The 26,674-nt window shown below is 59.4% G+C and carries 19 protein-coding genes and 1 pseudogene; 10 read left to right on the forward strand and 10 right to left on the reverse strand.

From position 1 onward, the window contains the following. Positions 1-493: 493 nt before the first annotated feature. Both ABIQ96_RS11220 and ABIQ96_RS11225 read left to right on the forward strand, forming a co-directional pair. Positions 494-1,676, forward strand: a pseudogene (locus tag ABIQ96_RS11220) (PDDEXK nuclease domain-containing protein). An 18-nt stretch (positions 1,677-1,694) separates the two neighbouring features. Then, a complete protein-coding gene (locus tag ABIQ96_RS11225; protein WP_348214678.1) occupies positions 1,695-2,939 on the forward strand; it encodes a GNAT family N-acetyltransferase in 1,245 nt (414 codons plus the stop codon). Positions 2,940-3,020: 81 nt separating this feature from the next. On the opposite strand, the gene ABIQ96_RS11230 is transcribed toward ABIQ96_RS11225, so the two are convergent. After that, positions 3,021-3,617: a redoxin family protein gene (locus tag ABIQ96_RS11230; RefSeq protein ID WP_348214679.1), complete on the reverse strand. Its 597-nt coding sequence runs from the start codon at positions 3,615-3,617 to the stop codon at positions 3,021-3,023. Positions 3,618-3,683: 66 nt separating this feature from the next. Continuing rightward, the gene (locus tag ABIQ96_RS11235) at positions 3,684-4,490 is read right to left on the reverse strand and encodes a protein-disulfide reductase DsbD domain-containing protein (protein ID WP_348214680.1); all 807 of its coding nucleotides are present in this window, start codon (positions 4,488-4,490) and stop codon (positions 3,684-3,686) included. A gap of 96 nt (positions 4,491-4,586) precedes the next feature. Between ABIQ96_RS11235 and ABIQ96_RS11240 the strand changes: the two genes are divergently transcribed. Both ABIQ96_RS11240 and ABIQ96_RS11245 read left to right on the forward strand, forming a co-directional pair. After that, on the forward strand, positions 4,587-5,504 hold the full coding sequence (locus ABIQ96_RS11240) for an alpha/beta fold hydrolase (protein WP_348214681.1): 918 nt from the start codon (positions 4,587-4,589) through the stop codon (positions 5,502-5,504). Between the two features lie 49 nt (positions 5,505-5,553). After that, positions 5,554-6,726 (forward strand): benzoate/H(+) symporter BenE family transporter, encoded by a 1,173-nt coding sequence (locus tag ABIQ96_RS11245; RefSeq protein WP_348214682.1) that lies wholly within the window; start codon positions 5,554-5,556, stop codon positions 6,724-6,726. Between the two features lie 4 nt (positions 6,727-6,730). Here ABIQ96_RS11245 and ABIQ96_RS11250 read toward each other — a convergent pair whose 3' ends face one another. Continuing rightward, positions 6,731-7,483: a hypothetical protein gene (locus ABIQ96_RS11250; RefSeq protein ID WP_348214683.1), complete on the reverse strand. Its 753-nt coding sequence runs from the start codon at positions 7,481-7,483 to the stop codon at positions 6,731-6,733. Between the two features lie 81 nt (positions 7,484-7,564). Between ABIQ96_RS11250 and ABIQ96_RS11255 the strand changes: the two genes are divergently transcribed. Next, positions 7,565-8,716: a homoserine O-acetyltransferase gene (locus tag ABIQ96_RS11255; RefSeq protein ID WP_348214684.1), complete on the forward strand. Its 1,152-nt coding sequence runs from the start codon at positions 7,565-7,567 to the stop codon at positions 8,714-8,716. 16 nt (positions 8,717-8,732) lie between these two features. Here ABIQ96_RS11255 and ABIQ96_RS11260 read toward each other — a convergent pair whose 3' ends face one another. From ABIQ96_RS11260 to nagZ, 4 genes are all read right to left on the reverse strand, one after another. After that, a complete protein-coding gene (locus ABIQ96_RS11260) occupies positions 8,733-9,878 on the reverse strand; it encodes a hypothetical protein (protein ID WP_348214685.1) in 1,146 nt (381 codons plus the stop codon). 104 nt (positions 9,879-9,982) lie between these two features. Further along, positions 9,983-10,471 (reverse strand): hypothetical protein, encoded by a 489-nt coding sequence (locus tag ABIQ96_RS11265; RefSeq protein WP_348214686.1) that lies wholly within the window; start codon positions 10,469-10,471, stop codon positions 9,983-9,985. Positions 10,472-10,584: 113 nt separating this feature from the next. Beyond that, positions 10,585-11,304: a mobilization protein gene (locus ABIQ96_RS11270; RefSeq protein WP_348214687.1), complete on the reverse strand. Its 720-nt coding sequence runs from the start codon at positions 11,302-11,304 to the stop codon at positions 10,585-10,587. Positions 11,305-11,357: 53 nt separating this feature from the next. Continuing rightward, a complete protein-coding gene (nagZ, locus tag ABIQ96_RS11275) occupies positions 11,358-12,431 on the reverse strand; it encodes a beta-N-acetylhexosaminidase (RefSeq protein ID WP_348214688.1) in 1,074 nt (357 codons plus the stop codon). Positions 12,432-12,585: 154 nt separating this feature from the next. Here nagZ and ABIQ96_RS11280 point away from each other — a divergent pair, with 154 nt between their 5' ends. The 4 genes from ABIQ96_RS11280 (at position 12,586) to ABIQ96_RS11295 (ending at position 21,996) form a co-directional block, all read left to right on the forward strand. Further along, positions 12,586-13,239: a hypothetical protein gene (locus tag ABIQ96_RS11280; RefSeq protein WP_348214689.1), complete on the forward strand. Its 654-nt coding sequence runs from the start codon at positions 12,586-12,588 to the stop codon at positions 13,237-13,239. A 603-nt stretch (positions 13,240-13,842) separates the two neighbouring features. Then, a complete protein-coding gene (locus tag ABIQ96_RS11285; RefSeq protein WP_348214690.1) occupies positions 13,843-14,610 on the forward strand; it encodes a tetratricopeptide repeat protein in 768 nt (255 codons plus the stop codon). A gap of 30 nt (positions 14,611-14,640) precedes the next feature. Beyond that, complete coding sequence (locus tag ABIQ96_RS11290; RefSeq protein WP_348214691.1) at positions 14,641-20,643, forward strand: Ig-like domain-containing protein; 6,003 nt, start codon at positions 14,641-14,643, stop codon at positions 20,641-20,643. Between the two features lie 18 nt (positions 20,644-20,661). After that, positions 20,662-21,996: a tetratricopeptide repeat protein gene (locus ABIQ96_RS11295; protein ID WP_348214692.1), complete on the forward strand. Its 1,335-nt coding sequence runs from the start codon at positions 20,662-20,664 to the stop codon at positions 21,994-21,996. Positions 21,997-22,011: 15 nt separating this feature from the next. On the opposite strand, the gene ABIQ96_RS11300 is transcribed toward ABIQ96_RS11295, so the two are convergent. Further along, positions 22,012-22,233 carry a hypothetical protein gene (locus ABIQ96_RS11300; protein WP_348214693.1) on the reverse strand — a complete coding sequence of 74 codons (222 nt, stop codon included), beginning with the start codon at positions 22,231-22,233 and terminating at the stop codon, positions 22,012-22,014. Between the two features lie 37 nt (positions 22,234-22,270). Here ABIQ96_RS11300 and ABIQ96_RS11305 point away from each other — a divergent pair, with 37 nt between their 5' ends. Next, a complete protein-coding gene (locus ABIQ96_RS11305; protein WP_348214694.1) occupies positions 22,271-23,737 on the forward strand; it encodes a hypothetical protein in 1,467 nt (488 codons plus the stop codon). 9 nt (positions 23,738-23,746) lie between these two features. On the opposite strand, the gene ABIQ96_RS11310 is transcribed toward ABIQ96_RS11305, so the two are convergent. Both ABIQ96_RS11310 and ABIQ96_RS11315 read right to left on the reverse strand, forming a co-directional pair. Then, positions 23,747-25,063, reverse strand: coding sequence for a DUF1501 domain-containing protein (locus ABIQ96_RS11310; protein WP_348214695.1), 1,317 nt, complete (start codon positions 25,061-25,063; stop codon positions 23,747-23,749). 49 nt (positions 25,064-25,112) lie between these two features. Beyond that, complete coding sequence (locus ABIQ96_RS11315) at positions 25,113-26,633, reverse strand: DUF1800 domain-containing protein (protein ID WP_348214696.1); 1,521 nt, start codon at positions 26,631-26,633, stop codon at positions 25,113-25,115. Positions 26,634-26,674 lie beyond the last annotated feature (41 nt).

Raw genomic sequence — 26,674 nt, forward strand, 5'->3', positions numbered from 1 at the left:
TGCCGATTTCGTGTTCCTCGCCACTCCATCCTTGATTCAGAACCCATGCTCTCCTATCAATCTCCCGCATCCCAGCACCATAGCTTAGTTTAGCCCATCAGTGGCCGGACTTCTGGGGCCAGCTCAAAGGACACTGTAATGTCCCGCAGAAAGACGGGATAAACAAGAAACTCGGAAAATGGGTTAACACCATGCGGTGGCACTTCAAGCAAGGAAAACTAAGTCCCGACCGGGTCCGGCAACTCGAAATGTTGGGATTTGTTTGGAACACGAAGAGGAAAGCGGTGTGAGAGACTTTGGTGACCGTGGACGAGCCGTGCATCGAAGACACCGCCCGCGCGGTGTATGACGCGTTCGGTTTGGACAAGGTGCCAGCGTAGCGGCGATCACCGGTCGCCACGAAATGCTGGCAGACCGAGACTCTACTTCCCGGAAACTCCCTCGGCAAAAACGAAACTGGTAGATTCCTCCGGTCTCGTTCAAACCTTGCCGAATGAAAGTGCCGAAGTCGAAGCCCGGACGCTCCAAGGACCCATCCGGACTGACGGACTCCCCCAGTAGCTATTTCGAGCTTCTGGCAGCAATCAAGCAACGGGTCGCCACGGCCCAGGTCCGTGCTCATGTCGCCGTCAGCAGGGAATTGAATCTCCTTTACTGGCAAATCGGACAAGAGATCGTCGCTCGTCAAAAGCTGGAGGGATGGGGAAAGTCTGTGATCGAGGAACCGGCATCCGACATCCAGTTGGAGTTTCCCGGAATTCAAGGCTTTTCAGCAAACAATGTCTGGCGCATGAGGGCCTTCTACCTCGCGTATCTGCCCGAGCGGCCAAAATTTGCGCAGCCTGCGCAAGTTTTAGCCAGCCCCACCCATCCAATTCTGTCACAGCCTGTGACAGGGATTCCCTCCAACGCGTCAGAGTCAATTCTTGCGCAGCCTGCGCAAGAATTGTCACCACCGGAGATCCTCTCCATTCCTTGGTTCCACAACGTCATCCTCATTCAGAAAATCAAAGACCCCGCCACCCGCCTCTGGTATGCGGCGAAGACTTTGGAAAACGGCTGGTCGCGGAACATCCTCACGCTCCAGATCGAATCCTGCCTTCACAAGCGCCACGGCAAGGCCATCACCAATTTCAAGCAAACCCTGCCCGATCCCCAGTCCGACCTGGCCCAGCAGATCGTCAAGGATCCCTACAACTTCGGTTTCCTCACCCTCGGCCATGTGGCGCGGGAGCGGGATCTCGAACTCGGGCTGATGGAGCATCTCAGCAAGTTTCTCGTCGAGCTCGGCACCGGCTTCGCCTTCGTCGGCCGGCAGGTCCACCTCGAACTCGGTGGCGACGATTTCTATCTGGATCTCCTTTTCTATCATCTCAAGCTGCGCTGCTTCGTCGTCATCGATCTGAAACGCGGTGCTTTCAAACCCGAGCACGCCTCCAAGATGAACTTCTACCTCAACGTGGTGGACGACCGGATGCGGCATGCCGACGACCAACCCAGCATCGGCATCATCCTCTGTCAGGACAAAAAAGGCCTCGTCGCGGAATATGCGCCTGCGCGGCATGAGCAAGGCCATCGGAGTGAGCGAATACCAACTCACCCGCAAGCTCCCGAAAAAACTCAAGGGGACCCTGCCGACCATCGAGGAAATCGAAAAGGAACTCGGCAAGCCCTGAACATCAGCCAACTTCCACATGAAAATCCTATCAAAAGCCCGCGCCATCCGCGACGCGGTCGCCGAACGCAAACGCCTGCGCGGACCCGCGCAACTCGAATACGCGATTGCCGACAGGCTTGCGATGCTGGATGCCGGCGCATGGAACGTGCTAACAGCCGATGCGGGCTTTTTTATGTCGCATGCCTATCTCACGGCGCTGGAGGCCGTGTTGCCCGACAATCTCGCGCCGCGTTATGCATTGATCTTCGATGGCGCACAAAAGCCGGTCGCCGCGGTTTACATGCAGTTGGCTGACATCGGTGTCGCGCAGGTGCGGCCGAAAAAGGCGGTCGCGGCGGAAAGGCCCCCGCTTGCCGCGTTGGATAAACTGGCCGCGCGGATGAGCCAGCGGGTGCTGACCTGCGGCAATCTGTTATGCTACGGCCAGCACGGCGTGGCATTCGCGCCGGGCGTTGATCCGGAAACCGCATGGCACGGCGTGGCGGAAGTGCTGTATCGCGTCCGCACGGCTGACAAACTCCGCGGAACGACCCATTTCGTGCTGATCAAGGATATCCACGGGCCGCACAAGCAGAACTCATCGGGTCTATCAAATCTGAGCTACCGCTACGTCGAGACCGAGCCTAACATGGTGTTGGCGCTGGATGCCGCTTGGAAAAACCACGACGACTACCTTGCCAGCCTGGCGTCCAAATACCGCAGCGGGATCCGCAACAGCGTATTGAAACCCATCGACGAAGCGGGCTGCACGATCGAAGCCGTATCCGATGCGGGAGTATTGCAATCCCGCATCCACGAGTTGTATCAGGCGGTGCAGAGCAATGCGGATTTCCGGCCGTATGAACTGGGACCTGATTATTTCCCGGCATTGCAGCGGGTGGCGGGTGAGCGGTTGCGCTTCAGCGTCCTTAAGCGCAATGAGGCGGTGCTTGGCTTCCTGATCACGCTGGCCGACGGGGACACGGCGATTGCCTATCACATCGGATTTGATCGCGAGGCGGCGTCCGGCCTCCCGATCTATCTGCGGTTGCTGCACGTCGGCATCAGCGATGGAATCGCACTCGGCTGCAAACGGGTTTCATTCGGCCGCACGGCGCTGGAACCGAAGGCCGCCCTGGGTGCGAAGCCGGAGACCTTCGGCGTTCTGCTGCGGCATCGCCAGCCGGTTTTGAACAAGCTGATCAAGCGCCTGCTAACGGGAATCGAGCATGATGATGCGCCGGACCGCAATCCGTTCAAGAAGGCGGCGAACGCCGGCTGATACGGCGCGTGTTCGAGAAACGAAAATACCCCCGGCCGGGTGAGGCGCGAGGGTGTTCGAAATTTCAGAATCCGCAGGAAATCAGTATTTCACGCCGCAGCCATAGGGTTGGTTTTTGGCGTTTTCCACTTCCTTGCCGGCGAGGACGGCGTCGAGGGCGTTGGCGAAGAGTTTGTCGGCGGTGGCGAGATCTTCCTTCTCGGTGGTAGCCTTGGAATCGATGGCTCCGTCATATGAGAGCATGCCTTCCTTGTTGATGATGAACATGTGCGGCGTCACCTTGGCTCCGAAGGCCTTGCCGATTTTACCATCGGAATCGATGATGAAATGGGTGGCCTTGTTGCCCTTTTCCTTCACGAGTTCGGCCATTTTAGGGGTTTCCAGAAATCCTTCGTTGCCTTTGGCCGCGGAGTTCACGGTGATCCAGACGACGCCCTTGGCGGTGTAGTCGGCCTGGAGCTTCTGCATGTTGCCGGACGAGTAATGCTTGTTCACGAAAGGGCAGCCGAAGTTGACCCACTCGAAGACGACGACCTTGTCGCGGAGTTCGCCGAGTGAGACGACGTTGCCGTTGATGTCCTTGGCGTTGAAGGCGGGAGCGCCTTGGCCGATTTCGGCTGCGGTGGCGGAGACGAGCGCGAATGCGCCGACGAGGGCGGAGAGGATGATGGATTTCATAGGTTGGAGGAGGTTCTCAATTCAGCGTTAAACGTGGTGCAAGTCGTGGAGTTGTCGAATGGGTTTTTATTTCGCGGATTTCCACGTCAGTGAAATCGGTGCCTGGTCGGATTTCGCGGCGAGGACGAGGGTGAGTTCGGGAATGGCTTTGGTCGCGTATTCGCTTTTCGGAACTTCCGCGGTCCACTTCGCGCCGTCGCTGGCGAATAGAATTTTCGCCGCGGAATCAATGACTTGGGGCGTCGCAGGGAAGACTTCGTATTCTCCGAGATTCACGTTTTTGTTGGTGAGTCCTTCGATGGTGAGCAGCAGGGTTTTCGGGTTCTCGACGACTTTGAGCGTGATCCGGTTTCCGGGGGTCAGCGGGATCTTCCGCAAGGCGGCGTCGATCAATTTCGCGTCGGCGGTCGGAGCGGGTTCCCCGGCATTCAGCGCGAGTTCGAGGTCCGCGGTTCCGGGGACGCAGAGCCGGTCATTGCAGGTCAGCCAGGAGACTTTCCCTTTCAATTTCGCCTCGCCGGTGAAGCCAGCTGGCGGGGTCACGGTGACGGGAAAAACGACGGTGCCCTCGTAGCCGAAGCCCGCCAACCCGCTGGTCGTGAACCGCTTGGGGACCGGATGCTCTGGCGCGCCCGCAGTCCAGCCGTCGGGGAGCTCCCATTTCACGGAAATTTTCATGCCGCTCTCGCCCGGGTTGATCCAGTAGGTGTGCCATCCTTCCTCAACGGCCAGCTTGAGTCCGGTTTTCACGGGCATTCCCGCCTCGCAGGTTTTGGACGAGGTGATCCAATCCGCCGACGCCTTGCCCGATTTGACGGCGGCAAGGGAAACGGTGCAGAGCGAGGCGAAAATCAAGGCGGTTTGTGCGAACATGGCGACTCGACTCTAGCTGCCAATCCGCCCCGGGCAAGCTGCGGTGCGGGGTTCTTTCGCTCGACAAATCCCGATCCGCGTGTCGATTTAGTCACCATGCGCGTCCGCATTTTCAGTCTCTTGTTCGCCTCGTTTGCCCTCTCCACGGCTCAGGAAACGCCTTCCGTCGATCTGCGTGAGTTACTACAGGATCGAGACGGCAAACTCACTCAACTCGCACAAGGAGCCGTGGGGAAAAACGGCGGTAACCAGTTCTTCTATTTCCCCACCCGTGACGAGCCGTCCACTCCGGCGAAATGGGGGTTGAAATTCGAAACCATCGATTTCAAGTCGGGCGACGGCACGCCGCTCCACGGTTGGTTCATCCCCGCGAAGAACAAGGCGGCGAAACTGGCCAAGGCCACCGTTGTTTTTTCACACGGCAACGCCGGATCTATCAGCTATCACATCGGCTTCTGCGCCTGGCTCGCCGAGGCCGGATACAACGTCATCATGTATGACTATCGGGGCTTCGGAAAATCCGGTGGCAGCGTCGATCGCCGGGGGATGATCAATGACGTCAAAGCCGCCTTCGCCTATGCGCTCAAGCGGCCCGACATCGATTCCCACCGGCTCATTTCCTACGGCCACAGCCTCGGCGGCGCCCAATCCGTCACCGCCCTCGGCGAGACCCCGGTGAAAGGCCTGCGTGCCATCATCATCGACGGGGCGTTCGCTTCCTATCAGACGATGGCGCGCGTCATCGGCGGCCAGCTCGGGGCCAGTCTTGTCACTGACGAACTCGCGCCCAAGGACTTCGTCGAAAAACTTTCGCCTGTCCCGCTGCTCGTCGTCCACGGCACCCGCGACGAAGTGGTTCCTGTTTCCCAAGGACTTCAGCTTTACGAAGCTGCGGGAAAGCCGAAGACCTTGTTCGAGGTGAAATCCGGCCGCCACGGCACCGCCCTTTCCGATGACAATGGAGCTTATCGGAAGCGGATGTTGGACTGGATCGCCAAGACCCTGGACGGTTGAATACTCGCGCCTTGTGCCGGCTGAGGCGCTGGGAAAGGATGCGCCGCCGATGTTCAAGGATTTTTCATTCTCCGCCATAGTCGCCGGTTTCGTCGCGGTGTTGGTCGGTTTCACCAGTTCGGTGGCGCTGATTTTTCAAGCGGCGCAAAATCTATCCGCCACCCCAGAGCAAACGGCGTCGTGGCTGTGGGCGCTGGGAATCGGGATGGCGGTGACGAGCATCATCCTGTCGCTCGTCTATCGGCTGCCGATCCTGATCGCATGGTCCACCCCCGGCGCCGCGGTGATCGCCAGCGCTGCTGCCGAGGGGCATTTGACGATGTCACAAGCGGTGGGCGCGTTTCTCGCTTGCGCCGTCATGATCACCATCGCGGGATTCTCCGGAGGTTTTGAAAAAATCATGAACCGCCTGCCGCTGCCGATGGCTTCGGCTCTGTTAGCCGGAGTGCTTTCGAAATTCGCCCTCGATGCTTTTGCCGCGACGCCATCGAACCCAGGCCTGATTCTCCCGATGTTCGCCGCCTATTTGCTAGGGAGGAATTTTTGGCCGCGGTCAAATGTGCCGGTGATCCTGGTGTTGGGAGTCGTGATCGCGGTTCTTCAAGGTCGGTTTCATGGCAGCGCGGTGCCAATGGAATTCACCCGTCCGGTGTGGGTGACGCCGGAGTTTTCATTCCGCACGTTGATCGGAGTGGCGCTGCCGCTTTTCATCGTGACCATGGCGTCGCAGAATCTTCCCGGCGTCGCCGTCTTCAAGGCGAACGACTATCATCCGCCGGTTTCGAAGATGATCGGCTGGTCGGGTGTCGCAAACTTGTTTGTCGCGCCGTTTGGTGGTTACACGCTGAATCTGGCGGCGATTACCGCGGCCTTCTGCATGGGCACGGAAGCGCATCCGGATCCGAAAAAACGCTACGTTGCGGCGATGTCCGCGGGATTTTTCTACGGGCTCATCGGGATCTTCGGCGCCACGATCGCCGGGTTGTTCGCCGCATTTCCGCATGAACTCGTGCTGGCGCTCGCCGGCCTCGCGTTGTTGGGAACCATCGGCAGCGGGCTTGCCGCCGCGACGGCTGACGAACGCTATCGGGAGGCGTCGATCGTCAGCTATTTCGTCGTTCTATCAGGCATTTCGTTTTTCGGCATCGGCTCGGCATTCTGGGGAATCGTCGCGGGCATGATGGTTCTCGCGGTGCGTAAACTCGCGACCGCCCGCGCGTGATTGCTCAATTTCCCATTTCCGCCATCGCCGTGCGGATGGCCGCCTGGATTGCCGGATCGCCGTAAAACGGACCCGCGCCGGGACCGCCGCTGGTGTGGGTTTCGATGAGGAAAAGGTCGCCGTTTTTCACGACGAACGACGGATGCCCGCTGTCGCCCACGATGAGATTACGCTGATAGATCGGGTTCAGGTTGGGGATGGGCGTAAAGCTGATGACCGATCCATTGACCGCCGCGATGCGCTGGACCGTCAGGGTGCTCGTCTGGTCGGTCACGATCACGGGCCTGCCGATGGTGGCGTCGGTAGCATTGGCGAAACGGTAACGTTTGATTTCCGAAGGCACCGGCAGGTTCAGCTTGGCGACGGCGACGTCGCAGCCGGGCAATGATCTAACGGTGGTTGCGTAGCGCTCGATGGGATTGCCCCGCTTGTCATGGAACATGATCGGTGAGTGGGAATTCCGGATGAAATGGGCCGCCATCACCACGTATTGCGGAGCGATGAGTGTCGCAGCTGCTGATTCGTTCCACGAGACGCCGGTGAGGTCATAGGCGGACGTCCAGTTGTTCTTCCATGCCGATGCCGCCTTCGGTTGGTAATAACGGAACAGCGTGCCTTTTTCGGCCCGTGCAGGGAGAAAACCCAGATCGCCCGGCACCCGCGCATTTCCTGTCATGGTCGGACCACCTCCCGGGCCGCAGGCGGATAGCAGAAAGGAAAGCGGCAGGATCAATGCGGGAACCACGAATCGGAGCATGGGAAACCGATAGCCGCCCGCGGTCCGGGTGGCAAGATGTCTCCCTTGCGTTGTGTGGCGGGGGCTGTCTAGGCTTCGCGCATGCCCGCCGCGACAGTCACCCAATTTTTTCAAACCGGAAGCCTGACGGACCCGGTGAGGCTTCGCGATGGCGGGCAGCTCCCGGGAATCACCATCGCCTACGAAACCTGGGGCGAGCTCAATGCCGACCGCTCGAACGCCATTTTCCTGTTCCACGCGCTGTCCGGTTCCCATCACGCGGTGGGGACGAATCCGGCCATCGAGGGTGTCGGCGAACTGTGGCAACCGGAAATGCATGATGGCTGGTGGGAGTCGATGATCGGACCGGGCAAAGCGGTCGATACCGATAAATATTTCGTCCTCTGCGCGAACTATCTCGGCGGCTGTTACGGCAGTACCGGACCCGCATCGGTGAACCCGCTAACAGGCAAGCCGTGGGGCTCGAAATTCCCCGCCGTGTCCGCTGCCGACCAGGTGGAGGTTTTCGCGCGCTTATTGGAGCATTTCGAAATCGATTCGCTTCACGCGGTCGTCGGGCCGTCTGTCGGCGGTCTGGTCGCGATGACATTCGCCACCCGTTTCGCGGAGCGGGTCCATAACGTGATCATCATCGCCTCCGGATTCAAGACCACGGTTCTCAACCGCCTGATCCTTTTCGAGCAAATCCTCGCCATCGAGAACGATCCGCATTTCAACGGTGGCGACTACTACGATGCGGAGGCCCCGCTTTACGGGCTCGTCCTCGCCCGGATGATTTCCCACAAGACCTTCGTCCACTTGGATTCCATCGAGAAGCGCGCGCGGCAGGATGTCGTGCAACCCGATGATGTGTTAGCATGGTATCGCGTGCGCGACCAGTTCCAGAGCTACATGCTCCATCAGGGGAAGAAATTCGTGAAACGCTTCGATGCGAACACCTACCTGCGGATCATCGACATGTGGTCACGCTATGACGCGACGGAAGAAGGCGATGCGGAAACCCCGGCGGATTTGTTCGAGCGCGCGCGCCTTGCCGGACAACGCTGGCTGGTGTTTTCCATCGACTCGGACTTCTGCTTCTATCCGGAAGAGCAGGCCGAGTTGGTGAAACATCTCGAACAGGCGAAGGTCGATGTCATGCACATCATCGTGCACTCCGACAAGGGACACGATTCCTTCCTGTTGGAGCCGAATCTCTACACGCCACACATTTCCTGGATGCTGGGGAAATGACGCGTTAGATCTTCGGTCATTCGTCTTTTCCCGCTCCGCCGATGTGGCTGGCCTGTTCCTTCATGGGACCTGCGGGAAGAGCCGCGCGCCATGTTTCGAAAGCGTTTGGGTTCTTCATGAAATAATTCTGCGCGATCATTGCCATCGCATCCGGCGCCAAAGTCCCCGTGTTCTGCGAGACCGCCCATTTGGCAGCCTCCGCCGGGCTGATGCGTGACCACGTCGCGACCAACGCGCTGGCCGCGCCATCACGCTCCGCACCGGTGGCGAGTTGATCCAGCCAGGCCACGCCGGCTTCGGGCGATTGTTGGGCGTAAATCGTCGCGAGCTCCTGCGCGGCGGCGGTGCGCTCGGCACCGGGTGGGAGCTTGGCGAGCAGCCATTGCGAGCTGCTTTGAAGATCCATGGTCGCCCAGTTTGCGACGGTGTTGGCGAATTGATCCGGATCGTTGTTCGCCTTGCTCAGCTCCAAGCTGGAGGTGACGGCTCCTACGGGATCGCTTTTCGCCCAACCTGCCAAGGCCGCGCGACGCAGGGTGGGAGCGAGGTCGGCGATGCCGGGATTGGCTTTGAGGAAATCCAGCGCTGCGGCGGGCTCGTTGGACGCCCAGTTGAAAAGGACATTCTCCATCGCCGCGTCACGCTCAGGAGTGACGGGGAGTGTTAGGAACCACGATGCCGCCTCCGCGCCGTTCTCACGTGCCCAGTTCTCGGCGATGGCGATCAGCGTGTTGTTCAGGTCGTTGCCTGATAGGTTTTTCATCGCCCAGTCCGCGGCACCTTTCGCGTCGATGTCGGAATATTGATTCAGGGCCATGCGGATGACATCATCGCGGCGATCGCTTGCCTGTTGGCTGGCGAGCCACGCGAGGGCGTCCTTGGGGTCTTTCGCCACCCATCCCTCAAGATTTTGCAGGGCGAGCTTGAAGCGGGTCAGCGGATTTTTCTCGGCATCCAGCGCCGCGCGCAATGCCTTGGGATCAACCGCCGGTGCGCCGATGCGGCCAGGGACCGATGGGTGGCTTTCCTCGCGATGAATCCGTGCTCCTGCCTGATCGACGGAACTGGAGGTGTTAGATTGATTTTTCCCGAGGAAATACCCTCCCGCGCCGCAACCAAGTGCGATGGCGAGAACTCCGATGGATTGGGTGATAGGTTTCATAAGATGAAAAACGAGAATTTTGAAGCTGATCCGCAAGCCAGAACGCAGAAGTGCCGGGATCCGTTTGGCGGCATCCCGGCACGAGAGGGAATCATTGGATCACATCAGAGCCAGATTTTCCGAGGGAAAGTCAGGTAGTCGCGGAATTTCCACCCGCTGCTGGTGTATTCCCACAAATTCTGTTCCGGGAAACGGCGTCTATCGAGATAGATTCCCAAGCCGCTTTTGCTGACTTCCTTCACGGAAGTTCCCCCAGGCATCGGTTGCAAGCTGCGCGTCATGAGGATGATGCCGCTCTTGGAATCATAGTAAGGCATGGCCCAGAATTCCCAACTCAACGAGCCGGACCCCGAACTCGAACGGTTCGTGATGAAATCCATGCTGTAGTTGATCTTGTGATAATAATCCGCGCCGAGGTTATTGTAGCGGCCGCTTTGTGCCGGGGCCGTGCCATAAAAAGTGACCTTGGTGCCGAGGGAGTAATAGCCGTAGCCGTCGAGAGTGACGTTGGCGGCTTTGGTTTCAGGAGTCACGGCGGCCACCGCGAACAAGGCAACTGCGGCGGTGGTGAGCTTGGAGATGATGGATTTCATAGGGATGTCTAGGCGAATGTGTTTGGGGAAAGTAGCCCCTTCGACGGGACCTGCATTTAAAAAATTCAGGAAAAATTCCACGACACGAACCTCGGTGTTTTCGCGGGCAATCTTCAGAACGGGCGGGTTGGCCGGCTCAGTCCAAGCGAATCGAGTTCTGAATAAACCTTCCTCAACCACACCTTCACGCGCTGGCGATCGAGAATCCCCAAGAGTTGATCGCCGTTTTCCGAGGCATTGATCGCAGCCCAGAAGCTGGAGTTCGAATGGTCCACTTGCCGCATGGATCCTTCGTGAAGTCTCGGCAGCTCGATGATTTTCGCACCGAGTTCCTGCGCGCGCAATTTCTGCGGCGAGGCTTGGAAGGCATCAAAACGGGCACCGCGTCCGTAGTTTTGAACGATCACATAGCGGACTTCCGTTTTGAAATCCTCCAACAGCCGACCTAACATTTCCAGCGAGTCGCGGCCGTCGTCGAGAATGTGCCAGCAGTTCACCATCACGCCCGCTTCGCGGAAAAGTTCGAGCACGCCGGTGTCATCCATCCAGCCACGCAGCGACGAGCTGCTCTGTGCGGCGAGGTCCACCAGCACCTGCGTGCCGTCGTCGCCTTGGAGCGCGGCTTCGGCGAGGTGGTCGAGGCTTTGGAAATTCTCCAGCTCCACGTGCTCCGCGAATCCCTGATAGAACCGCATGAACGAACCGTGCGAACGGTCCGAGTCGAAGCCTTGGAAGGGAATATTGCGGTCGATACAATATTGGGCGAAGACCCGCGACATCACGGATTTGCCCACACCGCCCTTTTCCCCGCCGATCAAATGCACTTGGTTCATCGGAGCGGGACGTATCAGGTTCCGCCTTGCCGTCAAAGCGCGATATCACCCGATCAATAATCCGCCACCGGGCTGTTGGTCCCAACAGATTCGATTTCAGGGATTTCGGCGGCGAGTCTTGCCAGATGATCGCAAGTTTCCCGCCATTTTTTGTCCGACCAGACGAGCGGGGCGTGAAGTTTTTTCCGGCGGAAGCGCTCCACCCGGTCGCGGGCTTCCTCCGTCATCCAGTGCGGCAGCTCCGCGATGGCGCGGGCGGCGGCTTCCGCGGTGTCGGTCCGGTGGCAAATGAGTGCGATGTCGTTTCCCGCCTCGATCGCCAGCTTCACATCCTGTCCCCGGCCGTAGCGGGTGGTGATCGCTCCCATGTCGAGATCGTCCGTTAGGACGAGGTGTCTGTCGAATCCAAGCTGGTCGCGCAGGAAGCGCCGGATGATCCGTGGCGAGAGCGATGCCGGGAAATCCGGGTCGATGTTAGGAAAGTCCACGTGAGCCAGCATGATGGCATCCAGCTCCGGCATTAGCGCCGTGTAAGGGATCACATCCTCGCGCAGAAGTTCTTCGAGTGTCGCCGGCGACGACGGAAGATCGTGGTGCGGATCCGACTGCGCGCGGCCGCAGGCGGGGAAATGTTTTCCGCAGCTCGCGATGGACCGCTTACGCAGCCATCGGTTCCACTGGCCCGCATGGTCGATGACGCGCTGCGGATCGCGGCCCCAACAACGCCCGCGGAGGGCGTTCTGGGTTTCCGGAAAATGATCCAGGTCGAGAACGGGCGCGAAGTTGAGGTTGAAACCCAGCAGCCGTAACAGATCACCGGTGAACGCTCCGGCTTCCGCTGTTTTCATCATATTGGCGGCGGCCGCGAGCGCCGGTGCCGACGGCGCGGCCGGGGCGATTTCCTTGGTCCGCGTGACCCGCCCGCCTTCCTGGTCGATGGCGATGATCGGCATTTCGTTGGACAAGTCGCGGAGGTCGTCGGTGAGCTTCCGCGTTTGCACGGCGGAGACGATGTTCCGCGTGAAAAGGATGTAGCCCGCCGGTTGGAGCTTGCGGAAAAGCGCCGCTTCCTCCGGTGTCAGTTCAGGCCCGGCAATTCCGAGCACCAGCAGTGAGCCATCCATCATCGGGGGAAACAAAGCACCGGGCACGGGGTTTGTCGATGCCGTGATGGGATGATTTCCCGCCAAACCTCCGATGGAATGTCCTCTGGCCGCGTGGCGAAAATCATTCGATTTTAGGGTTTACAGGGCCCGGCTGCTATCTGCTAGGCTGTGCTTCATGCGTTTGGGTTGCCTACTGCCGTTGCTTTCTCTCGGCCTCATTATTGGGGGCGGACAATCGATTTATACAGGATTTAAAAACCGGAAAGTCACCGAGATCACGATCGATTCGCTCATCGCGAAGAAGCCGGATGCGGAATGGCTACGCATCCAGGGCGGCGTGCTGGATACCATGAATTCGTCCTACACCAGCTCGTTCGGCGTGGGCAAGGCGAACGAGTTGTATATCCCGCTGGTCCCGCCTCAGACGGATTCCCGGAAAACCCAAATCCATGTGCTGGTTCTCACCAAGGATCCCGCGTTATTGGAATTCAACAATCAGGTTCAGGAAATCGGCAAGTCGGGGCCCGGCTCCGGCGCGATGGACCGTTACGTCATGTCGAACCTCGACAAACTCCATGTCGCCCGGCCGGTGGAAGGAGTCGTCCAGTTCGGCCTGGATGCCGATGACAAGAAGACCCGGAAAATCCGCGAGCTCTATGACAATCTGGCACCTGACACGATCATCTTGGAGGAAGGGAAAAAACCGTCCATGGGCACAGGCATCGCCATGATGATCGGCGGCCTGTTTATTGGTGGTTTACTGATCCGTTCATCCGGCCGGAAAGACGCGGCGGGCGAGGCGACTCCGCCGCCGCTTCCTCCCCAGTGATCTGCCGTGGAGTTGAAACTCGAAGCGCCGAGCGGGAAATTGGAAGTCGTATTGATCGCTTTTCGCCGAGTTCAAGCAGTGTGAAGGGAACCTTGTTCCCTTTGTTCTGCGACCGTCGCAGCACCTGCTTTTCTAGCAAGATTCTGATGAGCGGAGGCAGGTTTGAAACTGAGGAGCGGTTGGATGGACAGGCGAACTTTATCTAGCAACATTGGATCAAATGATTCCGGTTGCCACAGACGACGGTGACCATTCCGTGAATGGGTTTCAACTTGTGGTGGAATGTTTCTTTGATTCATTCGTCTGATCGAATGCCCGCGTGAATTATTGTTAGGTTGAATTCGGCCGACCGATGGCTGCCTGCATGGAGGGAGGGTTTTCTGTTTGTGGCGGATTATTCACCGATGATTCTTTGTCCGATTCGCAATGCCAGCACAGCTTCCGCACGTCATGGGAGGTTGCACGACTAGTCGCGTTCGGGCATGGGGACGAAACTTTGTTTCTTTCCTTGCACGGCATCATCTTCGCAGCCGAGTGGCGCTTGTCGGGCTCACATGTCTCCTATGCGGAACACTGCATGCCCACGGTGCCTATCACGATGTGGTGGATACGCTCAGCGCGGAATTACGTGAGACACCCAACGACACCGGACTCCGTTTCAAACTCGCGGAAGCACATGCCGGCCACGATGAATGGCGGGCCTGTCTCATGCAAATCAAGCTGATCGAACGCCTTGCGCCGGGCCGTTATCCCACGGGCTATTTGCGAGGGTTATCCCTGCACGTCGGAGGCAGGGATGAAGAGGCGAGGCGGGCTCTGGATGGATTCCTGGGGGGAAATCCCAATCACGGCGATGGTCTCGCCACCCGCGGGAGGGTGCTGCTGAACCTGGGTCTGCCTTCGGAGGCGGCCGCTGATTTTCAGAAGGCGATGAATCTGGCAACGTCTCCGAATCCGGATCTGGTTGTTGATTTGGCAAAGGCTTACAAGGATTCCGGACGGCCCGAGGAAGCCAGTCGCGTGATTGACGAAGGTTTAAAGACGGTGGGAGACACGCCGTCGCTACTCCTTTGCGCATTGGAAATCGAATCCGGACGAGGTGCGTGGGAAGCCGCGCTCGGGCGTATCGATGCCTTGCAAAAAACAGCGCCTAGCCCCGAGCCCTGGATGGCGGAGCGCGCGCTCGTTCTATCAAAAGCGGGCCGCTCCGCCGAGTCCCGCGCAGCGTGGATCGCGCTGCGGAACCAGCTTCTTTCCCTGCCGAATCTCGAACGCGGCTACCCGCAGAACGCGGAACTTCTCAATAGGGCCCAGCACGCGTTGGGCGAGTCCGCACCGCAGCCCGTCGCCGCGCCTCCGGCTTCTTTTTAATAACAATCCTTCACAAACACCTCCAGCTTCATGAAACCACGCAAGATATTCTTCTCCGCAGCCACGCTGCTGTTGTTTCCCGCACTTTCTAACGCACAATCGATCGAGTTCGGGAATATCAATGTCGTGCAGAACGACGCGAACAACACCGCCACGTCCGTCACCCTGACCAAAGGAGCGGGCAGTACTCAGAATTTTACGATTCTCGGTGGAAATCGTGGTGACTATGATGTGAGTTTCGGTACTCCAAATGATGTTGCCGGCGGAGTGGTGATGTCTTGTGTCACGCAGACCACACGGGACAATGTCGCATCCGGCGACACCATCCCGACGGGTGGAACGAGCACGCTTTTCACCGCTTCCAGCATGGTTGATTTCGTGGGTTCCGGTTATCCGAACAAATATTGGATTCCAGTCGCACGCACGGCCCAGGGCGACGAGGTCAATATCAATACAGCTTGCGCATGGTTTTCCTATAACACCTGGCTCGGCGGCTTTGCCAGAAACTCCGCGGGAACCAACGGCGGTGCCAACAACGCCCTAACTGCCAGCTCCGGAATCAATCTCGGCACGCAGTTTGTCGATGCGGGTAGCGGAGTTTCCACCGTGAATCTTACCTCGCTCACCTCCTTCGGACAATCCGCGACAGCCGCCAATGGCATCCTGCTGGTGACCGGCGCGAAAAACGAGGACAACTACGCCGCCGCCAAGGCCAATGCCGACGGCACGTTCACCGTTTGGGTGCATGATAACGGTGTGAATGGCGGCGCCTACGAACAGGATCCGGTGGCTTTCGTTTACCTTCCAACGGCGGCGGTCGGAACAAACCAACTTGTCGCGACGGGACGGGTTCGGAGTGGCGGAACCACTTCAGCCGGCGGCGGCAGCTATACACTTACCAAGGGCGGCGTGGGACAGTGGTATCTCTCGATCCCGGGTCATAACAACACCACGGGCGTGCTGATGATCAGTCCCGAAGGTGGTGGCGCCAACACTCTCGATAACGTCGTCTCCTATCAGTGGGACAACGCGAACAGCCGCTGGGTGATCGAAAGCCGCGACCTCAGCGGTGCGACTGCCCTGCCAACGCTGCAGGACGGTGGTTCCACGGCTGAGGAAATGTTCAGTTTCGCGTTCCTCGCACTGAACAATATCGCCCCCACTGCTTCCATCACGGCTCCGGCATCGGGCGCGATCACCTCACCCGGCATGGTCACGATCGAGGCCGATGCCGCCGATACGGACGGTACGATCACGCAGGTCGATTTCCTTCGCAACGGGGTCGTTGTGGGCACGGACACCACGCCCCCCTACAGTTTCACCGATACAGGATTGGCAAACGGCGCTTACAATTATGTGGCCCGCGCTGTCGACAACAACGGTTCCACGGGGTCGAGCGCCACCACGACGATCACGGTGGCTTTTGATTCTAACAATATTCCCGCCAACACCGCCCTGCAGTTCGATGGCGTGAATGACTATGTCACGATGGGACCCGCGCCGGAGTTGAATGTCGGCGGTTCACCCGGCAATGGCCTGACCCTCGAATGCTGGTTCCGCAAGACGGGCACGGGTGTCGCATCGAGTTCCGGCAGTGGCGGGATCTCCGGGGTGCCGCTCTTCGGAAAAGGCCGCGGCGAAAGCGATGGCAGCAACGTGGATTGCGACATTTTCTTCGGTATCAATGCCAGCGGTTTGCTCGTGGCGGATTTCGAAACCTATCCGGCCGCCGGCCTGACCTCGGGACAAAACTATCCGATCACCGCGACGAACACACCGATCGCCAACGGCGTCTGGAACCACGCGGCGGTGACCTATGACAACGCGACGACGACTTGGAAAATGTATCTCAACGGTGTGCAGGTCGGCACGGCGACCGCCGCCGCGGGTGCGGCTCCCCGTTTCGACTCCATCCAACATTTCGGCATCGGCTCGGCGTTCAATTCGTCCGGAGTGGCCGACGGCGCGTTCGCCGGAGTCATCGACGAGGCGCGCGTCTGGAACCACGCCCGCACCGGGACGGAGATCGCCGCATCGATGGCCACCGAGCTTTCGAGCGGCAGTGGGCTGCTCGGACGCTTCGGTTTCAATGAAGGCGTCGGCCTCATGGCTTCCAGCTCGTCGGGCGTGTCGGTCGGCACACTCACCAATGGCCCGGCGTGGGTGGAGGGAGCGCCGTTCACTGCCGTCAACGCCGCTCCATCGGTCGCGATGGAGGAACCGCAGAACAATGCTTCATCGTTCATGCCTTATCCGGTGACATTCGTCGCGGATGCTTCTGATAGTGATGGCACGGTGGTGAAAGTCGAATTCAGCGTGAATGGCGTGAAAGTCGGTGAAGGATCGAGCGATCCCTTCAACTTCGTTTGGAACCCGCCGGCCGTCGGTAACTATGCCGTCACCGCGCGCGCGATCGACGACCTCGGTGCAAGCAAAGTGAGCGCGGCGGTGAACCTCACCATTGCCACGAATCCTAACCAAAGTCCCGTCGTCACCCTGGAAACTCCGTCGGACAACGCCTCCGTCACCGGCAGCTCGGTTCCCCTGAACGCGTCCGTCGTCGATCCGGATGGCGACCCGATGACCGTGACGTTCTACGGCCGCGAGACAGTGCCCGTGGCTCCTGGCGTGGATTTCTCCGTCGTGGCGATTCCAGATACGCAGTATTATTCGGAAGGTTCGCCTGCGAAGGCTAATACGGTGACCGTCCAGCAGCTCGTCGGCACCTTCGGCGCTCAGACGCAGTGGATCGTGGACAACCGGGACACCCGCAACGTGGCGTTCGTCAGTCACATGGGAGACCTTGTTGAAAACGGAAACTTCAATGGAAACCCGATCCAATGGCAGCGTGCCAGCGCCGCGATGGGCAATCTGGAAGATCCCGTCGCCACGCTGCGTGCCAACGGCATTCCCTACGGGCTTGCTCCCGGAAATCATGACATCGATCCGATTGGCAGCTACGACACCGGTTCGACCTCGTTTTACAATCAATACTTCAATCTCTCCCGCTTCCAGGGCCGCAGCTATTGGGGTGGAAATTACGGCACCGACAATACGAACAACTACGAGCTGTTCAGCGCCAGCGGACTCGACTTCATCGCGATCCACCTCTCTTACGATACAACGCCTAACCAACCGATCCTCGACTGGGCGGACGCGTTGTTGAAGACCTATCCGAACCGTCGCGCGATCGTCACCAGCCACTCCATCATCGGTCAGGGAAATCCCGCGACCTTCAGCCCGCAGGGCTCGGCGATTTATGAAAACCTCAAGGACAATCCGAACCTCTTCCTCATGCTCTGCGGTCACATTCACGCGGAAGGTTTCCGTTCGGACACTTTTGAAGGACGCAAAGTCTATACCATCCTGTCCGACTATCAGGGGCTCTCGAACGGTGGCCAGGGCTTGCTGCGCATCCTGACCTTCTCGCCTGCGAACAACCGCATCCACGTGGAGAGCTGGTCGCCAACGCAAAATCGGGCGGCGAATCTATCCGACAATCTTCCTCACTTCGACGGGCCATACGACTTGTCCTACAACATGCAGAACTCGGCCGCCGCTTGGGTGCCGCTCGGCACGGTCCAAGTGCCGGCCGGCGGGACCACCGCATCCATCGACTGGAACGGCCTGCAAGCCAACGATAACTACGAATGGTATGCGGCCGCCACCGACGGCGTGAATATCGCCAGCACCAGCTCACGCCGATTTGGCACCACGGGTGGCGTGCCACCTTCTGTCACTCTGGATACTCCGGTGACGGGTGCGAATTTCCTTTCGCCCGCCACCGTTAGTTTCACCGCCACCGCGACCGATGACGGCAGCGTGAGCCGCGTGGAATTTTATAACGGCGGAACGAAGCTGGGTGAGGACACCACCGCTCCGTATGAATTCACCTGGACCGGTGTGCAACCAGGGAACTACACGGTCAGTGCCCTGGCGTTCGACGATCTCGGCCTCGGTGCTGTTTCCAACTCGGCGTCGATCACCGTGGATCCGGGCGACCTGCCTCCGACCGTCGCTCTCACTTCGCCCACGGGCGGCGCACTGTTCAACGCACCCGCCACCGTCACTCTCACGGCGGATGCCAACGACGCCGCAGGGTCGGTCGCAAAAGTCGAGTTCTACTCGGGATCTCCAACTCCGGTTCTGATAGGTGAAGACACGACCGCGCCATTCAGCCTCACGCTCAATAACGTCGGTGCCGGCACCTACACCTACTCCGCCCGCGCCACCGATAGCATCGGACAAACGGCGACCTCGGCATCGGTGAACATCTCCGTTGTCACGGATGCTCCGGTTCCGGTTGTCGGCGACCTCTCCGTGGGTAATTTCGATCTGCCCACCTGGACGGTGGCTCATACGGGTCCTGCGCCCCATCAGTTCAACCTCCCCGGCACCGATGCGGGTGACCTGGAACTCAAGATCAACGGCACAAGCGTTCCATTCACCAGCGGTATCGCCCTCGCCACGAACTGGAACAGCCCGGGCACCATCGCTTCCGGCACCACCTCGTTTGACAACATCTGTCAGCCGTATGCGAACGCCACCACCGGCAAACTCTTTGTTAGCGTGCTGGACAATTCCAACAACAACGCCGTCGGCGCAAACCCGACCACCAGCGAGCAGAGCGCGGGTGTCAGCGTTGCTTTCCTGCCCTACGCCAGCGGTTGGACAGGTGCGAGTGTGAACTCCACCGGCGGTATTATCTCCGGCAATCTGCCAAGCGGTGTGACCATCTCGAAGACCGGTGGCGGCACCTACACGGTGAACGGTCTGTCAGTAGCCGGCAACCTGCTCGCATTCACCAACGGCGATACGGGCACGCTTGCTGACAACGTCTGCTCCGTCCGTATCGTCGGCGGACAGTGGGTGATCGATACCCGCGACAACGCAGGCGGCGCCCAGGACAATGAATTCACATTTGTCTATCTGCCAGCGGCGGCGACGGGGGTCTATGCCGCGAAGATCAGCAGTGCGGGTGTGGTTTCAAACACCAACCAGTCCTCCGGCGCGATCGGCATCACGACGGTTGCCGGAACCGATGGCGTGGACATCACCTTCGGCGATGGCAGCGTGATCAATCCTAACACCGCCACCCTCTTCATCACCGCGGATGCGACGAACGGCGGCGCAACCAGCGCGGCCGTTGACAACCTCATCGCATGGAACGCCAGCGGAAACGGTTTCCGGGTCTTCACCCAGGACCTGGAAGGTGTGAACGGCGCGAACGAAGCCATTGATCTCCGCATCCTGGCCATTCCGTTCATCCCTATCAGTATCCCGGCCGGCCCGCTGCCGGAAGTCGTCATTGCGGCAAGCGATAGTGACGCCGGCGAATACGGCGCTGACCAATCGATCGGTTTCACCATCAGCCGCACCGGTTCCACCACGGCTCCGCTCGTTGTTCCTCTCACCGCCGCTGGCAGCGCCAGCGAGGGCGCCGACTACTCCGGATTTGTTAGCAGCGTCACCATTCCCGCCACCCAGACCAGCGTCACCGTGTCACTTACGGTGTTTGCTGATACTCTGGCTGAAGGATCGGAAACCGTCACCATGACCCTGGCAGCCAGCCCGGATTTCATCGCCGGTTCCCCCGCCACCGCGAGTGCGACCATTGCCGACAATCCCTCCCAGCAATTCTACTTCATGAACATCACGGATGTCGCCAAGCGCGCGCCGGGAGAGGACGCCGATGGCGACGCCAACGCCAACATCATCGAATACTTCATGGGCACGCTTCCGGGTGATGCGAACAGCCATGGTGTTCTCGAAATTCCGAGTGCCAGTGGGAACACCTTCAAGGTCCGCTATCCGCGCGCCAAGAACCGCCCCGATGTCTCCGGCAGCCTCCGCTGGTCCGCTGACATGATCCATTGGTTCAGCAATGGTCAAAGCGACGGCGCCCACACCGTGAACTTCGCCGAGGCAGTCGTCTCCGCGCCAGAAGCGGACCCGGAAACCGTGGAAGCCACCGCCACCATCAGCGGTGACGGTGCGGCCCCGCAAATCTTCGTCCGCCTCGGTGTGGAGTGATCGCAGCTGACTGCCCCTATGAAAAATGATCGAAAATCAGGAACCCGACGGATGATTCCCGTCGGGTTCCGCGGGGGCCTGCTGGCCCTTGCCACTCTCACCGGCACGGCGCTTATCCCATCGTATGCCCAGACCCCGGGATCGTCGGTAATCCTAGCGGTCCTCCCGAACACTCAGGAAGCGGATGAGGTGTTGGAAAAAGCGGAGGCTCTGGCGGCTGGCGGTCGTGAGGATGATGCTGTGATTTTGCTAGATGACGCGATCAAGCGCTTGGGAGAACTTCCCCGACTGGTGACGAAGGCGGTGGAGATCGAGGCAAAGGCCGGGCACTTCGACGCCGCGCTCGCCCGTGTGGCGGCCATGCAGGGAAAAGCCCCGCACCCGGAACCGTGGACGGCGAAAAGCGCCGAGCTGCTGGCTCAGGCGAATCGCATCGAGGAATCCCGTGCCGTCTGGCAGTCGCTCGATCTTCATTTGAAAAACCTGCCTGGCTCCGAACGCGAATCTCCTTCGATTCGCTTGCTGGCGGAAAAGGCGGAAAAGGCTTTGAAAATGGATGGCAAGATCGACCGCCGTAATGTCTGGATCCACCCCGAGGATCTGTATGAGGAGGAAGTGGCGTTCATGAACAAGAACATTTCCGCCAATCCATCCGATGCCTCGAACTGGAACCAGCGGAGCTTGTTTTTCCTCGGCAACGGCCAGTTCGAGCAATCGCTGCTAGATTGCGATGAGACCGACCGCCTCGCTCCGCGGAAATTTCCCACCAACTATGTCCGCAGCCGGATTTTGTTTGCCAAGGGTGATCTGGCGAAAAGCAGGGAGTTGCTGGATGAGCTCCTCACCGCGTTCCCGGATCACGTCGAGGGCCGCATCACACGGGCACGGCTTTTCATGCAGGACAAACTGACAGGCCCCGCGCTTGACGATTTCCGGGCTGCTCTGGATGCCAGCGGCGGCAAGGCGGATGTGGCGCTTGTGATGGAGACCGTTGATCTGCTAGTCTCCATCGACGAACGCGACGAAGCCCTGAAGACCCTCGATCAACAGATTTCCATCCAAGGGGATCTTCCGCCGCTGCTCACCCGCGCGTTGGAAATGGAAGCTGCCGCCGGGAAGTTCGATGCAGCCGTCTCCCGCGTCGACGCCATCGCAAAAAACACGCCACAGCCCGAACTGTGGATGGCAAAACGGGCCGAACTTCTCACCCAAGCCGGCCGCAAGGCTGATGCCCGCGCGGCGTGGGAGACTCTCCTGAGCCACCTCGATTCCCTGCCAAATCTCAAGCGCGGCCAACCTGCCATGCTCGAGTTCGCCGATCAGGCGAAGAAAGCTCTCAATGCGGGTCCCTGAACACGGAGCCCCGCCTCACGCCCCATGATCCAAGCGGATCAGGGCGGCACCGAGGTCGAGCGCGGCTTGACCCGGGACGATGAGGTGGGGGCGGATTTTATAGGGATTCCCACAGCCGCGCTCGATGATGCCTGACTCCCTGAGGACGGCGCAGTGTTTGGCCACGCTGGTGGGTTTGCCGGAAATGCGGCGGGCGATTTTCAACTGCGGGTAGTCCGTGCCGGGCAAGGGTTTCAACTTGTGGCAGAAGGCGGATTCTGCGCCTTGTTAAGGAATGAAAACCCTCCTCTGCCTGATTCTCCTCTCGCGGATGGCATTGGTCTGTCCGGCGGCGGAGATCGTAGGGTGGAAAGTGCCGTTGTCCTATTATGTTGGCAGCGGGCTTGAAACCAAGGGAATTGTCCGCCGTGAGGCCGCTCCCGAATCCTCGCCTTTTTTCAAGCCGGGCGACGAACTGTGGGATCTGAAGGAAGTCATGCCCGATGGGAAACCGGATCCGAAGCTGTCCTTGGATTGGCTGGTGTGGAACGCCACCTCGGACCAGCTTGTCGCCAAGGGCGATTGGGCGGATCTTTCGGCGATCCAGGGATTGCTCCGGCTGGACGAACAAGCAAAGCAATGTCGTGTTGTGGTGAATTTCTACCAAGTTCCCGAAAACCTGGCGCCACCCGGCGCGGATTCGAAACCGGTGGGAACAATGTCCTTGATCGGAAGATCGGGAAAACGTGCCACGGCGGAATCTAGGGACGCGGGAACTCTCATGAAATTGGACACGGAGGTGACCATTGAGGAATCCGGACGACTTTCCGACATCCGCGTCACTTGCTCGGCGCAGGTGCCGAATCAACCCCGGATGGAAATCGAAACAGCGGCAACATTGAAATCCGGAGAACCCCTCTGGATCGCCCGTGATTTCGACGGAAAGCAAGGTCTGGACTTCGAGTTGATCACTTCGATCGAAACAATGGGCGGGGCTCTGATAGAGGATCAGGTGATGATTCAGGATGGAGATGTTGTCGAACGTCTCATGCCGGTGTCGAATCCACCCAGGCGCTTTCCCGCTGGCAAAGGCTGGATTTTGACTGGCTATCTGCCGCTTCAGTGGCTGATGGAGCTTTCACTTGGATCGCAGAGTGCGAATCCAAATGCGGACCCGTTCGCTGATACCGCTCCGGCGGCACCATCGAAGTTGCCGCGTCTTCTTTCGGTGAAGCCTCCCGAATTCCTGCATCCCTGGCTCAAACACGATGTGTTGGACGTGAAGGAATTGCTTGGGAAAACCATACCTCGGGTTAAGGAGAGTGAGAACCTCTCGGGCTACGATCCCATCCGCAAATGCTTTTATTTCCACTCCACGGATGAAAAATCACTGGATATGGTGGAAGCCCTTTTCACGGCAGTCTGTTATGATCCACCAGCGTTGGTGGTAACGAACCTCGATGGATTCGGAGAGTGTCGACTTGTGGCGAAATCCGGGCAAAAAGCGAGCCTGTCGCGGGTGACGGATGAGAAAGTGATCAAGCGCCGATTGGAGATTGAGCCGACCATTGGAGAGTCCGGTGACATCCTCGACATGGGCCTGCGGTTTGAGGATGAGACCAATCCTGAACTGACAACGCGAATCAAAACGGCCACCCTGCTGACCACAGGGAAGTCCAAGGAGTTATATTCCGGCGCTGGAAACGGTCCCGAAAACAAACTCCATCTGAAGGCGGAAATCCAAAGACTACCATTGGATTGAACGTGACACTCACCCGATCAATCCCATCTTCGGATAATTAGCCCCTAGAATCGGTTTCATGTTCGGGGCTTTGAGCCAGTCAGTTAGAAGTGTCCCATAAACGCTGCGGAAATCGACGGTGTGTTGGATGTCGCCCTCGGATAGATCGGTAAGGCTCGGGTGGGTGCCGTGGAGGCCGCCTTTGATGCCGGGGCCGGCGAGGAAGAGGCAGGAGGCCTTGCCGTGGTCGGTGCCGGCGCTGGCGTTCTCGGAAACACGGCGTCCGAATTCGGAGAAGGTCATCAGCACCACACGCTTGTCGTTTCCTTGTTCCTTGAGGTCGGCGAAGAAGGATTTCAGCGCGCCGTCAAGCTGGGCTAACAGGCGATCGTGGGAATTGAGCTGCTGATTGTGGGTGTCGAATCCGCCGTGGCTGACGTAGTAGACGCGGGTCGGCATGCCGCCGGCGATCATGCGGGAAACCAAGTTCAGGTTGCGGGCGATGGGCGTGCCGTCGTAGCGGACGGTGGTCTTGTGCTTGGCGGCGAGTTCGAGGATTTTCGCGGAGCTGACACGGGCGTCGAGAGCGACGCGTTCGAGGAACGCGAGATTGCCCTCGCCAGAAATGCCGCCCGTTTTGCCACCGGCTGGCATGGCGATCGAGCCACCGTCGGAGGGTTCGTCTTCATTGTGATCGTCGTCGGGCTTGTTCAGGTCGGCGAAGAATTCCTCGGCCTGAGCCCTTTCACCGCCGCCGTGGATCCAGCGGTAGAGTTCGGGGGAATTCAGGCAGACGCCGGGGTTTTTCACCGCTCCGAACGCTTCGGGCTGGGTCTTGTTGAAACTGATGCCGACAGTGGGATCCGCACCGGGGCAGGCGTTGTCAAAATAGCGGCCTAACCAACCGGTCGGCGAGTGGTTGGAGGTGTCGGCGGTTTCCCAAATGGAGGTGGAGACGAAGTGCGAGCGGTTAGGATTCGGATAGCCGACGCCTTGGACAATGCCGAGATCGCCCTCCTTGAACATCGAGCCGAGGAACGGCATCGCGTTGTTGAGGCCGACGTGGTCGCTGAGCTTGATGATTTCCTTCTCCTTTTTCCCGAGGCGCGGGCGGGCCTTGTGATAGGCGTCGTCGGCGTAGGGAACGAGCGTGTTCAATCCATCGTTTCCGCCGGCGAGCTGGAGGACGATGAGAATGGTGTCGTCCTTGCCGGTGACCGGTTGGATGGCGAGGTCGCGGGCCCCTTCATGGAGCTGGCCGAAGGTGCGGTCGATGAACATCGGGACCGTCCAGGCGGCGGAAGCTCCGAGGACGGTGGAGCGGAGGAAATCGCGGCGAGTTTTCATGAGGTTGATAAGTTAGAGTCCAGAGACAAGAATCAAGAGTTGGGAAATTTCAGCAGAGCTGATAGTAGGGCGTGCTGAGCATGAGGTGGCAGAGTTCGGCGGTTTCCTTGTTGGTGAAAATCTCACCTTTTTTCGAGGTGGCGTATTCGATGAACGAGCCGCGTGCCTTGTCGGGAAGCGGGCTTTGGAAAAACCGATAGATGAGCGCGTCGACGAGGGCGGCCGGATCGTCGCGGAGCGAGCGCGGGGCGATTTTCTCGTAGTCGGGCCCCTTCCAGCCGCGGCCCATGCGCTGGGGAGCGGGGGCCATGCCGGGCGTTTTCACCTGCTCGTTGGCCATTGCGGTCGGGTCACCCTCGGCACCCTTGGTGAGAAATCCGGCGAGGTTGTAGCGGGTGAGGAGGGTGTTGGTATTGATCCACGCCTGGCCCCAATCCCAGCCGGCGACGTTGGGCGGCATGAAAAGGACCTGGCCGAGCTGTTGTTCCGCAGTGATCGGAAATCCGTAAGGCGGAGAGTTGATCTCAAGCTGTTTGAGGAGTTCGACCAAATACTGGACAGGGGATTTGATCTGCGTCCGCATGGCGGCTTCCGAATAGAATTCCCGTGACAGGAAAATCTCGCGGAGCAGGGGACCGATTTGGAAATCCGCCTTCGCGAAATTGTCAGTTAGGGCCTCGAGCGCGGGTGCGGACGGGTTTTCGTAAACGAAGAATTCCCAGAGCTTTTTCGACATGAAACGGGCGGCTTCCTTTTTCTGGAAGATGAGATCGATCACGGTCTTGCCGTCGAACGGGCCAGTTTTGCCGAAGACCGTTTTGTCGGTGGAATCCCACTGGCGCTTGTTATGGAAGACGGTTCCGTTGGTGCGGTTGAGCTGATAGCCGGTGAACGCGCGGGCGGCCTCGTGGATGTCCTGTTCGGTGTAGTTTCCCTCGCCGAGAGTGAAGAGCTCCATGACCTCGCGGGCGAAATTTTCGTTAGGGTGGTCCCTTTTCGAACTCTGCGTGTCGAGGTAGAGCATCATCGCCGGGTCCATCAGGATCGCCTGAGTGAGATCCTTGGAACTGCCAAATGCCTTCGCGCGGAACATCTCATTTTGGCGAACCAGAAGGACCGGCTGCTTCACCTTCTGGATGGAGGTCGCGAAATGGTCGTGCCAGAACAGCGTCATTTTTTCGCGCAGCGGAGCGCGACTCACGAGAATGCGGCGGAACCACCAGCCCTGCGCTTCCAAGGCCTGCTGGCGGGCCTCCTTCTGGATCGCTTGCTGGGTCTCGCGCTTCAGTTTGTCCGCATCCGCCGCGGAGAGGCCGTGCAGGGATTTCTGCATTTCCCGGCGCTGGTCGATGCGCATCTGCATGTCGGCGAGCGCCTTTTCGTCCGTGCTCCATGCCGGGGGCGGAAACGCGTCGATCGGCTCGGTGGGAGCAAGGAGCGAATCGACGGCTTTCTCGCGGCCGAGTGCGTGAAACGCCTTGATCTCGGAAGGGCTGCCGCCGAAGCCCGCGCGGTTGAGGAGGTGGGCGGCTTCGAAAAGAGTCCAGGGTTTATCGGCTTTCGGGAGCATGGCTACCGAAGAAACTCCCTCGAATGGAGTAAGTTTCGGGA

Origin of the sequence: Luteolibacter sp. (assembly GCF_039920825.1) — a bacterium.
In the GTDB taxonomy this organism is placed as follows: Bacteria; Verrucomicrobiota; Verrucomicrobiia; order Verrucomicrobiales; family Akkermansiaceae; genus Luteolibacter.